This is a genomic window from Sphingobacterium sp. 40-24 (assembly GCF_001899705.1).
Taxonomy (GTDB): domain Bacteria; phylum Bacteroidota; class Bacteroidia; order Sphingobacteriales; family Sphingobacteriaceae; genus Sphingobacterium; species Sphingobacterium multivorum.
In genome coordinates, this window is the sequence record NZ_MKWH01000025.1 from 49,669 (window position 1) to 61,800 (window position 12,132).

Annotated in this window: 11 protein-coding genes; 2 read left to right on the forward strand and 9 right to left on the reverse strand. The window is 46.4% G+C overall.

The features are described 5' to 3' along the window. Positions 1 to 20: 20 nt before the first annotated feature. The 8 genes from BGP15_RS09735 to BGP15_RS09770 form a co-directional block, all read right to left on the reverse strand. Positions 21 to 182 carry a hypothetical protein gene (locus BGP15_RS09735; protein ID WP_172462378.1) on the reverse strand — a complete coding sequence of 54 codons (162 nt, stop codon included), beginning with the start codon at positions 180 to 182 and terminating at the stop codon, positions 21 to 23. A gap of 43 nt (positions 183 to 225) precedes the next feature. Then, positions 226 to 897, reverse strand: coding sequence for a hypothetical protein (locus BGP15_RS09740; RefSeq protein WP_286754666.1), 672 nt, complete (start codon positions 895 to 897; stop codon positions 226 to 228). Positions 898 to 929: 32 nt separating this feature from the next. Continuing rightward, on the reverse strand, positions 930 to 2,381 hold the full coding sequence (locus BGP15_RS09745) for an MBL fold metallo-hydrolase (RefSeq protein ID WP_286769375.1): 1,452 nt from the start codon (positions 2,379 to 2,381) through the stop codon (positions 930 to 932). A 22-nt stretch (positions 2,382 to 2,403) separates the two neighbouring features. Then, positions 2,404 to 3,873 carry a hypothetical protein gene (locus BGP15_RS09750; RefSeq protein WP_112374640.1) on the reverse strand — a complete coding sequence of 490 codons (1,470 nt, stop codon included), beginning with the start codon at positions 3,871 to 3,873 and terminating at the stop codon, positions 2,404 to 2,406. Between the two features lie 23 nt (positions 3,874 to 3,896). Continuing rightward, positions 3,897 to 5,246 (reverse strand): beta-carotene 15,15'-monooxygenase, encoded by a 1,350-nt coding sequence (locus tag BGP15_RS09755; protein WP_286769376.1) that lies wholly within the window; start codon positions 5,244 to 5,246, stop codon positions 3,897 to 3,899. A 42-nt stretch (positions 5,247 to 5,288) separates the two neighbouring features. Then, entirely contained in the window at positions 5,289 to 6,656 is a 1,368-nt protein-coding gene (locus tag BGP15_RS09760; RefSeq protein ID WP_286769377.1) for a RagB/SusD family nutrient uptake outer membrane protein, read from the reverse strand. A gap of 25 nt (positions 6,657 to 6,681) precedes the next feature. Continuing rightward, entirely contained in the window at positions 6,682 to 9,735 is a 3,054-nt protein-coding gene (locus BGP15_RS09765; RefSeq protein WP_286769378.1) for a SusC/RagA family TonB-linked outer membrane protein, read from the reverse strand. Positions 9,736 to 10,206: 471 nt separating this feature from the next. Beyond that, on the reverse strand, positions 10,207 to 10,734 hold the full coding sequence (locus BGP15_RS09770) for a DUF3995 domain-containing protein (RefSeq protein ID WP_286769379.1): 528 nt from the start codon (positions 10,732 to 10,734) through the stop codon (positions 10,207 to 10,209). A 116-nt stretch (positions 10,735 to 10,850) separates the two neighbouring features. Between BGP15_RS09770 and BGP15_RS09775 the strand changes: the two genes are divergently transcribed. Both BGP15_RS09775 and BGP15_RS09780 read left to right on the forward strand, forming a co-directional pair. Further along, on the forward strand, positions 10,851 to 11,318 hold the full coding sequence (locus BGP15_RS09775) for a DUF6265 family protein (RefSeq protein WP_286769380.1): 468 nt from the start codon (positions 10,851 to 10,853) through the stop codon (positions 11,316 to 11,318). A 116-nt stretch (positions 11,319 to 11,434) separates the two neighbouring features. Further along, positions 11,435 to 11,722 carry a hypothetical protein gene (locus BGP15_RS09780; protein ID WP_286769381.1) on the forward strand — a complete coding sequence of 96 codons (288 nt, stop codon included), beginning with the start codon at positions 11,435 to 11,437 and terminating at the stop codon, positions 11,720 to 11,722. Positions 11,723 to 11,878: 156 nt separating this feature from the next. On the opposite strand, the gene BGP15_RS09785 is transcribed toward BGP15_RS09780, so the two are convergent. Then, a complete protein-coding gene (locus BGP15_RS09785; protein ID WP_286754659.1) occupies positions 11,879 to 12,115 on the reverse strand; it encodes a hypothetical protein in 237 nt (78 codons plus the stop codon). Positions 12,116 to 12,132: the final 17 nt, after the last annotated feature.

Here is a 12,132-nt window from a genome sequence, read left to right on the forward strand (position 1 = left end):
TGTTATCGTGTTACAGTCTATTAGTCGCAGCCCGTATTGGGCTGATCCTTTTTTGAACCTTTTGATGATGTGGAATCCGACTGTGATTTGCCATTTTCCTTTTTCTTGCCCGCAGATCCGCAGGAGACTGTAAATGTCGTTAAAACAAATGCTAAAAGTCCAAGATTGATTATTTTTTTCATATGTTATCCATTTAATTTACGATGCTGTTGAAATACGCTGGTCTTAAATCGTATGTTCATCCAAAAAATATTCCCGATACCGTTGCTTTAACTCCTGTCGCTGTGTACTATCGAGCTTGATCTTCGGATCGGTCTGCGATACGACCGTGGAAACAACCTTATGCACACCTTTGCCTTTTTCAATAAATAATACCGTTGGTGAAGAAATCCGTTTGATGGAATCAACGCCCACAGCTGTATAAGGATTGAGGATATCATGAAATTTGGCCAAGATAGCTTCATAACCCGGGCTACCAGCCTTGGTTGTGATCACCTTACCTTCTTTATCCTTCTCTTTGAGATCCCGGATATCGTGGATATTGAGGTAATAGATGGCCGCCTTTTCCTCCTGGGCAAATTCCAGCAATGGCGTTATGGCATTGCGAAACCATGGACAACTGGGCCATCCAAACAGCACAATGCCGTTTTCCAGCTCCAGCACATCCTGTTCGGTCGCATAAACGATCCGCGGATTGTCGGGGATCTGTACCGGCACTTTATTCGTTTTATTCAGGCTTTCGAGCTCCTGCTTAAAGCGCACTCCTTCTTCCTTTTTAAACGAAACCTGACTATTTTTTACGGCTTCCTGGGTGTCCTGTCTGGATTGGCAGTTCGTCATATTGAGCAATACCGCTACCGCTAACAACATACTAACCAATAGTTTTAAATCTTTCATATCATGTATGCATTTAAGTGTAATCCCTCGTGTTAATTCACCGATTGCTTGTAGGTTTTAATATGTTCTCCGATATCCCATACCTGCGCTTTTGGTACCGATTCATTGATCAGGCTACTTGCAATGGCCGAACGATAACCCGAAGCGCAGTGCACGACAATAGGTTTATCGACCGGTAGTTCAGCAATATGCTGCTTCAGTTCCGCCAGCGGAATGTTATGCGCCCCCTTGAATACTGGCCCGGCCTTAGCCTCCTCGGCCGTGCGTACGTCGACTATGAAATAGTGATCTTGCGCCCGGTCGAAAGCAGTCTGGTCAAAAGCTGTCGAAGGCTGCCCTGCGAAATCCCCATACAGCACGATCCCTTTTACAAACTGCTCATAGCCAATTTTGGCCAGTTTTTCAAGCTGCACCTGCCCCTGCTCTTTGGTATCCACAACGAGATAAAAACCGTCTTTCGGTTCAATAAAAGTCCCGACCCAAGATTCCGACTTGCTCCGTTCGGGGATATTGATGGCGTCTGGAAAATGCGACGCTCTAAATTTTGAAGCAGCGCGTGTGTCAAGGACAGTGCTCGATTCATAAGGCACCGCAGCTGCTGAAACCGATGAAATATCCGACAAAGAAGCCAATAATGGCTTTGCGCCCCGACGGTTCAACTCCACATTATAAGGAAAATAGATCGGTATCGGCGAACGGTCTGCTAAGATCTGCTTGACAAACGCTTCTTCGGATTGTTGCTGAAAGGCAAAATTATGAGCCTTTTCCGCAGCGATGGTACTTTGCTTCGCACCTTTGATGGCATTGCCACAGAGCGATCCGGCACCATGGGCCGGATACAGAAGCACCTGATCGCCTAAGTTGGCATAGACATCATGAACGGTATGATAGAGCTGCCGAGCCAATTTTTCGCGTAGTGTCGCCTGCTCACCCGAATACTCGCGCAAATCGGGCCTTCCAACCCCGCCAATCAGCACCGCATCCCCCGAAAAGATGGACACATCACGACCGTTTTCTTTTAGCAAGACGGAGATGCTGTCGGGCGAATGCCCCGCTGTATTGATGGCATGCAACACGATATGGTCCGAAATCTTCAACCTATCGCCATTGTCAAACGTATGATGCGGATACGTTGCACGGACAAGCTTGCTCACATAAATCGGAATTTTCTGCTCTTGATGGATCTCCAGATGTGAACTCACAAAATCAGCATGCGGATGGGTCTCTACAACGGCGATAATTTTGGCCCCCTGTTCCTTTGCATAAGCGTAATAAGGCCGCGGATCACGGGCAGGGTCCACAAGTACAATTTTCTTATCGGCCAAAATCGCATAGGAAAACTGTGCGAGGCCCTCATCTTCGAACTGTTTGATACTGTAGCCCGCCCCGGTGTGATCGGTATTTCCAAAACAGGATATGCCCTGGCCTGCCGAAGCAAGCGTGAAAAAGACAGCTGAACGGTGGATAAATGATCTTCTATTCATAACATGCTATTTTTTAAGGTGATTAATAGGTAAAGAGGGTGTTTTTCATATACCATTCTTTACCGGTAAGATAGGATTCTTTAACCCGGTCGAGCGTAATTTCAAGGTTATTACCGCTGGCATCTAGCCCCTTGAGTCTAATCTGCTCTGGCGTTGGTCGTTCGTAAGCCCATTTCAGGATACCTAAGCTATCGCCCTGTGCTTTTCCGTAAAGGGCCTTCAGCCCCACATCCAGTTTTTCATCGAGTTTTTTTCGTTGCTCCTTACTAAATTTCTGATTTTTGTCGATCAGGTACAGCGCATGTTCTGCCGAGTCTATTTCATAATACAGGTAATTCTTTCCTCCGGCCCGGCCCGTAAATTCATACGTTTTGAGCACATCATTCAAGGCTGGCGTACCATTACCAAGATCAATGGAATTGGCTTTGTTGACCTTGTAGACCAAGGTCGAATAGCGTTCAAAAAAGGCTTCATGCCAACGTACCGAATCTGCCGGTGAATAAGGCTGCGGCTTTCCATTGAGCAGAAAACCCGAAACTTCATAATGTCCTGCTGCTTTTGCCAGCCCTGGAAGCACTGGCTCCTTTAAACGCCCTTCATCATAGAATCGCTCATAGCGATAAAAGCCGTAAACGAATATAAACAGCACCACAATGACTGACTTAAGACCGAAATACAGGGGTTTATTCCACTGCTTGAGAAATTTGGGCACATAGTAATAGGTGCTCACCGGTTCGCGCAGGATAAAAAGCTTCCAGATCGCTGGCAGGTACTGCAGCAATAGAAAAAGGGAAAGCAAAACAAAATACGAACTGTAAACATGTACCGCGCCATCATAGGCGATATTGGCATGAGCAATGTTAAAGAGCACGCCCGCATTGATAATGGCCCCTATCACAACAGTAGGCCGGAAGAAGAGTAAACTTCCTGCTGCGATCTCCAAAAAGCCTAAGAAGATCTCATACTTATAGGATACACCGACGATTTGCCAGTACAACTTAAAGGGAGCATATTCGCCGATGTCGGTATTCAGATTGGCAAGTGATGGAAAGGGCATCTGCATCGGAAAGAACTTGATAAATCCGAAGGCAATAAGTCCCAAAGCAATGCGGTAACGCACCAATACGCGCAACCAATAATAAAGCGCATCGTAGCGCTGCACCTTGCTATTCCGGGCCAATATCGTCCAGATGGAAGCACCCAGCACGGCTATCAGGCCATTGAGCCACCAGGACGTATACGATGCGAACCCCCATTTGCCACTTTCGCTGTCTATTTCGATCCAACCTGTGCGCGAGCCACCGGCGATCGTTGCCATCCAATCGTATAGCGAATCGGGTTTAAATACTTTTTCGTACCAGTCCCCATCCAGGGGTACCACCATCAGGATAAAGAAAATAAACGTAAATCTAAATCCCACTTTCTCCCAGTACTTCCAGCCCTGCTCCTGCTGGATGGTTGGAGTGCTTTCCAAATATTGAATCGTTGCCATAAGCTTAGTCTAAATTTGAATCGTTAATAAATACGGATCGGCTTTCTACGCCCCTCCTGCAACAGGTATTTCTTGTTTATTTTCTCCAGGCGCACATGCAGGGAATCGCCGAGTTGGTTTACACCATCAAGCACAAGCGTGCGCTTATCCGGGCGATTGACCACAAAGGCAAAGGTGTGGCCTTTACTGACCTTTCCCGTCAGTTTGATCGCTGTCTCCGCCTTGTTTGCTCCTTTTTTGATCGCATAAGCAAAAAATTCGCGGCCACCATTGCCCAGATATTCGTAGTTACGCTCCCGGTTGAAGGCGATATGTGGTTTAAGGCTATCAACCCGTACGGAACGGTTTCCACGTATGCTGAGCGTGTTCCATTTTTCAAAAACCACGTCCTTCCACCGCAATGTATCGCTCAGCGAATACGGGATGGTATCGCCCTTCCACACGAAATCTTTCACATTGTACACCCCTGCTGCTCCTTCCAACCCTTTTTCATCGGGGAAGGGATAATCCGAATTCTTCCAGCTCAGGTAAGCCTGCACGCTAAAGACAGTGATCAGCAGCAGGAATAAGACCTGCAGATAAGGGCGAATGCGCGCAATGCGGCGTCCATACTCAGGCCAAAACCCATCGGGGACAGTTGCTCCCTTTTTAATCAGGAGCTGATAAAAACGGGGCCAGTCGTACGAAAAGATCACGACCGCAAGCAGGAGTAAAAAAGAACTATACACCTGTTCACCGATTTCGTACACATAGTTGACGATAACAACATTGAGCAATACAGCGATAAGCAGCCCCGACCCGATGATTGCTGTGCGCCGGTTCAATAAAAAGAGTCCACTCACAATTTCTAGCGCACCAATTACCGGTAGATAACCCGCGGTTGCAATGCCGTTGGTCAGGTAATAGAGCTTCCAGAGCAGAAAATCACCATATTCGGTATGCAGCTCGCTAATGGTTGGTTCGGGAAGTTGTATAGGGATGATTTTGACGAGACCGATAAAGATCATTGCTAAGGCTAAACGATAGCGTAGCAGCACGCGCAGCCAATAAAATACGCTATCATCATTGGCCTGAAAAGATTGCCTGATTTTACGGCCAAAGGCCCAAAATAACAACAACGCAAGCAGCAGCGCAATAGCCCAGTTGTAATATCCACGCACGTCCGTACCGACGTAAGGGCTCTCGGCAATAAAAGAAGTGCGGTAAGTCGCCAACGCAAACCAGTTCTCCAAGGAAAACAGATCCCCAAATGAACGGTCCCTAAAAAGATTGGGATCGTAAGGGATACTGAGTATCAAAAAGAAAATCAGGCCAATGTATACGATCGCTGAGCGATGGCGCTTAAAAAAATGAGAGTCTGTTAATATGGTCATTTCAATACGATTAAATGAAAAAAAACACCTGATTCATGCGGATCAATCCAAACCAGGATTTTGCTGTAGATCCGGATCTATCGAAACCTGAGCGTACGGTATCGGCAGCAAAAGCCTATTCGCAGAAGAAATATTTAGCACCTGCTGTGCACGTCCCGTCCGCAAAAGATCATACCAGCGATGGTTCTCCAAGGCAAATTCCACGCGGTTCTCATCTTCCACAGCCTGCAGCAGTGCCGCAGCTCCGAGCCCTTGCAAGGGCTTAATATTTGCGCGCGAGCGTATGGCATTTAAGTCGGCCAATGCCGCTGTCAGATCGCCCGGGCCATTCCGCTGCGCCAACGCCTCGGCGCGGATCAGATAGAGCTCGGCCGTACGGATCAAAAAGGCGGGGTCAGTGCGGTCTGTTCGGTAATAGAGATTGCCGATCAGGATATTTGGGTCTGTGGATGAGGTGGTTTTGGACACGAGCGCAGCACGATCCCCTCCGATCGTAGGATCCACTAGTAGGTCGTAGATACCCTGCGAAGGTCTGATCCAGGCAGTCCCGCCATTATTGCCCGACAACCATTGACTGGTCTGACCACTGGTATTGTTGATATCATAGACCAATTCGAAGACAGACTCTTTGGTGTTGGAGGTATTGTTGGCATAAAACGAGCGGTATGGATTGACCAAGCTATAATTGGCGTTGTCGTCAATAATATAGGATGCATATTTTATGGCTTCGCTCCAGTTTTTCTGGTAGAGGTAAAATCTTGCCAGGAGCGCGCGGGCTGTTTTCTTGGTAGCGCGGATGCGATTGGTGTCATTAGGCAAGAGCTGTTCTGCTTTTTGCAGGTCCTGCAGCACCTGCGCATAGGTGTCGGCCAGGGAGCTTCTTTTGACCTGCGGCAGACTGCTGGCCGAAGTTGTCGGCTGCAACACGATCTGTACACCACCCCAAGTTCTGGCCAGATCAAAATACGCCAGTGCGCGCACAAAATAGGCTTCCCCCACAAGCTGGTTGCGGTAGGCTTCGGTGAAAGTCGTCGTCAGCGCGAGGTTGGGTACTTTGCTGATCACATGGTTGGTCCTGTTGATGGTGGCATAGATCTGGTTCCAAGCCGTAGCCAACACAGCGAGGTCGGATTTGACCGAATGATTGGTCAGCGTCTGATGAACAGTTTGGCTACCACGATACACGATGTTGTCTGCCGAAAAGAATCCCAGCAGCTGAAAGCTATAGCCATAATAATCGTTGGACCGAAGTGCAGAGTAAATGCCTCGTACTGCTGTTGCGGCAGAACTCGCATCGACGATAGTCACTTCATCAGATACTGAACTCCTGGGCTCCACATCCAAAAAAGAACTGCAGCCACTGAGCTGAAGGACAAGAAGCGGATAAAGGAAATATATAATTTTTTTCATGAGCTTTACGGATTAAGGTTAACGTTTAAAGGGTTACATTGAGCCCAAGCTGAAACGTACGGGGCTGCGGTGGAGTTCCAAATGTGCCTATCCCCTGCGCATTTGGGTTGCTGGTGACATTCGATTCGGGATCGCCTGTATATTTGCTCCAGATAAAGAGGTTTGATCCTACAAAATAGATCCGCGCTGCAGACAGCTTCGCCCGCTCTACCAGCTCTTTCGGCAGTTTATATCCAAAAGAAAGCTGTCTGAGTTTCAAAAACGAGGCATCTTCGAGATAACGGCTATTGGCATCAATGGTATAGTTGAGCCCTTCCGATGTCAGTCGGGGCACATCGGTGATGTCCCCGGGCTGCTGCCACCTGTTCAGCACATTTTGAGACACCCCACCACTGCTGGGATTACGCTCCCTGAAATAGCGGTTGAGGTTCACCGCGTAGTTGCCATATTGGAAACTAAAGTCTACGCCCAGATCGAAGTTTTTATAGGTAAAGGTATTACCTATACCTCCGTAAAACTTGGGATAGGCATTGCGAAACACCTTCCGCGCCGAAGTGGGTAAAGAACCATCGCTCAGCTGCCCGTCAAATACCACCTTTCCGGTCTGCGGATCGACATACAACTGTTCATACAGCCAGAATGAGTTGAGCGAATAACCTTCTTTCAGAATCACCCAATCGCGGGTATACTGAGTGATTTGCGTGGGCAGTTTCTCAATTTTATTTTTATTGCCCGAGATGTTGAAGCTTGTATTCCAGGCAAAGTCTTTTGTTTTCACGTTGAGCGAGTTGATCAACACTTCATAGCCTTTGTTGCTGATTTCGCCCACATTGGCCCAATACTTTGAAAAACCGGAACTGCCGACAATAGGCCGCTCGAGCAGGAGATCGGAGGTATATTTATGGTAAAGATCTACGGTAATGGACAGGCGATTTTTAAAGAGCGCCACATCCAGTCCAAGATCGGCCTGTGCTGTTTTCTCCCAGCGCAGATTTTCGTTACCCAACTGGAAAGGACCTGTACTTGGCAACACCTTGCCATAGCTGTCCGCATATTTTTCATTGCCCGACCAAAGACCTCTGGCGGCGAAATTGCTGATTCCGGCCTGGTTGCCCGTCAATCCATAGGAAGCCCTTATTTTCAGGTCGTTTAACCAGGTTTGATCTGTCAGAAAGGCTTCTTGACTAATCCGCCAGCCCGCCGAAAAAGCGGGAAAATACCCCCATCGGTTGTTGGCACCAAACTTGGACGAGCCATCTGCCCGCAGGGTTGCCTCTGCAAAATAACGGTCGGCATAGCTATAGCCTACCCTTCCAAAATAGGAAGCAATGGTATATTTAGTCCAGTTGTCGGCGGCAATGATATTGGCTGCCGAGGAAATCTGTTTAAAGGAATCATTGGCAAAACCATTCCCCTCCAAATATTTGTAATCAAGTACATTGCTCTGCAAGGTATTTCCCAAAATAGCATTGAGGCTATGCTTGCCGAATGTATGCTGGTAGGTCAGGGTTTGCTCATTGATCCAGGTTGCATTTCGCGATATTCCCGACGTCGCCTGATTGTTATTTGCGATACCGATACTGGTTTTGCTGTTCCAGTATTGTGATTCGTCGTAGAGGTTATAGTCGGCACTAAAGCTGGATTTGAATTTCAGTCCCTTCAGTAGATCGATTTCCGCAAAGGCACTTCCTATATAACGTAGGCTTGTGGTATTGACATCGTAGTTGTCGACCAGGGTATAGGTGTTATCGGTACCATTGATTGATCCATCGGTATTGAATATCGGCACATTCGTTGCCGAAGAAACGGCCGAATTAAACAGGCTTACCTGTGGGCCATCGCCTGTACGTGCCTGATTGCGGTAGGTTCTGGAAAAATTATTGGTCAGGCCGATCTTCACACGGCTGCTGAGCTGATGGTCAAAATTAAACTTGAGATTAGTACGTGAGAAGTCGATCACCTTGATAAAAGCTTCCTGGCCCGTATAGCCCGCACCAATATAAAAACGCGATTTGTCTCCGCCCCCTTGGATGCCGATGTTATAATCCTGCAGCTTCCCGTGGCGCAAGAGGAAACCAAGGCGATCGTAAGTAGGCTGATCTTCGGGATTTCCTTTCCCGCCTTCCGAGACAGGACGGTAAGGCCTGTTGGCGAAAGTCTGTTTCAATGCCGGATTGTCCAATCCAGAGTTTATCCACCACTCGTTGGCGAGGGTTGCCGTTTCGGGACCTGTAGCCAGTTTGGGCAACAGGGATTTATTGGCTTCAGCCCAGCCTCCCTGCAGGTTGAGGTCAATTTTGGTCCGGCTACCATAGCTCCCCTTTTTGGTGGTAATGATAATCACACCATTGGCACCCCGGGAGCCATAGATTGCCGTTGCCGAAGCATCCTTCAACACTTCAATCGACTCGATATCTGCCGGGTTGATATCTGTGAGCGGCGAACTGGTCCGTCCACCGAGCCCGATATTCTGAAGCGAGGTATTGTTTAAGAATACCCCATCGATAATATATAAGGGATCACTACTGGAGTTGATGGATGTTGTTCCGCGAACCCGCAGAAAGATACTTTCGCCGGGGACTCCCGAGTTGGTGGAAACCTGCACTCCGGAGAGTTTACCCTGCAACTGGGCATCAAAACTGGCTACCGGAATTTTGTTGACTTCGGCAGCGTCGATCTTGGCAACTGCGCCCGTTAGGCTTCTTCGTTTTTGTACACCGTAGCCCACAACAACCACTTCATCCAGGTCAGAAACGCTCGGTTGAAGCAAGATCTGAATCTGCGCCTCCCGTGCGGTAATCTTCCGACCTTTATATCCCAAAAATGAAGTGGAGAATGTCAACGGAAGCCGTTGCCCCGTGACAAACTGAAATCTTCCCGACGCATCGGTCTTTACTTGGTGCGTCACGCCTTCGAGCTTTATGGTAACGCCTTCAATAGGTCGATTGGTAATCGAATCCAATACAACACCTTTTAAGGTAGCGTTAATAAGGGGCTCAGCTTGCTGCGAAAATGCAGGCAATAGCAAACCATGTGACAAAAAAATTGTCACGGCGTACTTCCATACGCTATTTTTCATAGGTAAAATTTTAACAGTGAATATTTACAAGTGCCAACGCCAATTGATTACTTGTCAGAAAAGCTGCTTTTTATGGAAAGAAGTACTTCCCTTTAACCGCAGCTACACATTCGCTTATTGAAATCAGAACAAAAGGATGTACCATTGCGCAGACCTGCGCTCGGTTGGAAAGGATTTAGATAAAATTTGCCGTTCATAAATAATGAATTAAGTAAAAAATTGTGATCATTACGTGCGGAAGATACGGCTTGTACGCAAGACAGGCTTATCTCCTAGGTTGATAAAACAAATATAGTAAACATAAAATAAATTCTATAATATTAGTAGACTTTATTTTCAACAATCATTTTCCTGACCAAAAATAGAGTCAATCAATGTAGAAGAGCGGGCGGGAATATGTACATTTGAATACAGACAATTACCAGTCAGATCATGCACGCTACGCAGGGCAGCAATAGGAGTCGTTTTTTCTCATAATACAAGTGCCAAAAAGCCATTGGATAGTGCCAAAAAGAGACATAATGGACTATAAAAATACGTATCTTTTCGGGCAAAAGGAGTCTTCCTATACTTCTTAAAAATGCCGACAAACTTCATATCGCCAATAAATCGAAGCAGGAAAATACCACTGACTATATACATCCCATAGCGAATATACTTTGCGTCTATCGGAACATCCAAAACCCCGATGGCACATAGATTTACCCACGCAAAAATCAATAATCCGATGGCCACCAATAAAGTACCTACCCTGGTGGGATTAAATATCCTTCTTCCACTCAAGTCGGTCGGAACGGCAGCGTTCATTCCCCATTGGCCGCCAAACAGCCAAAAAATATGCAGCAAAGCCAAAAAAATAAAAATAGTGGCAATTACGATAGCAAGTACAAGCTCCATCAGGTAAATATAACCTATTTTACGCGAAAAAACACAGGCCTGCAGAGGACGACGGTAAACTGCAGCAATTGACAGAATAATGACCAGACCGATACTTTTCAAACTCCGTTTTTTTTATTAAATTTAATCGCATAGGGGCAACAGAGCCTCCTGTCAACATTTGGGCCCGTCTCAGCAGCGCCTATGCTGGCTGCTCAACCTTTAAAACAAAACAGAAGATGGCAAAATTAATCAAAGTTGGAGTTCCCCTATTGATTCTACTCGTTTTGGTACGATGTTCAGAGCTTCAAAATGAGCCATCTGAAAATTTCGATTGGCTCGTGGGAAAATGGCAGCGTACCAACGAAGCCAAGGATAAAAGGACCTTTGAATATTGGAAGAAAATCAAAGACGCTGAATATGTCGGTTTTGCTTTTACCCTACATAACCTGGATACCATACATCAGGAAAAAATGCAGTTATCAAAATCCGACGGTAACTGGAATTTAAAGGTTAAAACACCCGATGAAAAAGATTTTATCACTTTTGAGATGACCATGATGAAGAACGGTCTGTTTGAATGTACGAATGACTCGCTCCCCTTTCCTAAAAAAATTACCTACTGGCGGGACGGTGAAAAGCTGAAAGCAAATGTGGCGGGCGACAGCCTCCAAATTCCCTTCGCCTTTGCTAAGATTTCAAAATAAACATATTACTGTCAAAAACACCTTTATACTTTGTCGATCTATTTAAGACCAAATTCTTCCCCTTAGGCAAAAAGTTCTTTACCGATGAGGTCACTGACAAAAACCAACTCCAAAGGATGCAAAATCTGGATCACCGTTATCAGCGGGAATCTGTCATGCAGCTGATTTTTGACTCGGATTATTTTCAGCATCCCCGCACCATTGAACAGGTTATCGCTGCTATTGAAAAAACCTATCAGATTACTTTTAAAAGTGAACGAATTGCTTCACTATTGCGTAAATATGTAGCGGAGGGTTATCTGGAGCGGACAGTCTTACCCCGTGGCTTTAGCCGTTCACGACAGTATACCTACTGTAGAACTTCAAAAAACAGCAGATCGCCGCGAAAGAGGAAATTGCTGTAATCGAACGGACAAACGTTTTGAACCGGTAATTTTAAGCGCGTCCAATAAGCAGGACCGCAGCAGTTCACTACGTCCCACGCTAAGTCACTGATCCTAAAGTGCATTCTGCTAAGCTTTTTACCAGAGTTGTCACGACCATTTTTTCAGCTAGTAACATTAAGAACCTTCAGTCGCTGATAGAAAAGATGCCTTGAACCCCCTTAGGGCCAATAAATTAAGAACAACGCCTTCGTCACGTCGTAAGGTCCGGATGGTAATGGTACAAAGTTTATCCTGAAGATCGGCCGAAATGTATTTCAGATCAGCAATATGCCGGCTAAGGTAGTTGATCAGTTCAGCGCGTTTGGTGAGCACCTGAGCAGAAACAGAAAAGGTCAGTAAGTAATATTTCATATTCTAATAAGTTTTTA

Bases quoted from the DNA above. Each gene is read 5' to 3' on its own strand.
- BGP15_RS09780 (WP_286769381.1), top strand. From the start codon at position 11,435: ATGCAAAATCTGGATCACCGTTATCAGCGGGAATCTGTCATGCAGCTG.
- BGP15_RS09740 (WP_286754666.1), bottom strand. From the start codon at position 897: ATGAAAGATTTAAAACTATTGGTTAGTATGTTGTTAGCGGTAGCGGTA.
- BGP15_RS09760 (WP_286769377.1), bottom strand. From the start codon at position 6,656: ATGAAAAAAATTATATATTTCCTTTATCCGCTTCTTGTCCTTCAGCTC.
- BGP15_RS09735 (WP_172462378.1), bottom strand. From the start codon at position 182: ATGAAAAAAATAATCAATCTTGGACTTTTAGCATTTGTTTTAACGACA.
- BGP15_RS09745 (WP_286769375.1), bottom strand. From the start codon at position 2,381: ATGAATAGAAGATCATTTATCCACCGTTCAGCTGTCTTTTTCACGCTT.
- BGP15_RS09785 (WP_286754659.1), bottom strand. From the start codon at position 12,115: ATGAAATATTACTTACTGACCTTTTCTGTTTCTGCTCAGGTGCTCACC.
- BGP15_RS09750 (WP_112374640.1), bottom strand. From the start codon at position 3,873: ATGGCAACGATTCAATATTTGGAAAGCACTCCAACCATCCAGCAGGAG.
- BGP15_RS09765 (WP_286769378.1), bottom strand. From the start codon at position 9,735: ATGAAAAATAGCGTATGGAAGTACGCCGTGACAATTTTTTTGTCACAT.
- BGP15_RS09775 (WP_286769380.1), top strand. From the start codon at position 10,851: ATGGCAAAATTAATCAAAGTTGGAGTTCCCCTATTGATTCTACTCGTT.
- BGP15_RS09755 (WP_286769376.1), bottom strand. From the start codon at position 5,246: ATGACCATATTAACAGACTCTCATTTTTTTAAGCGCCATCGCTCAGCG.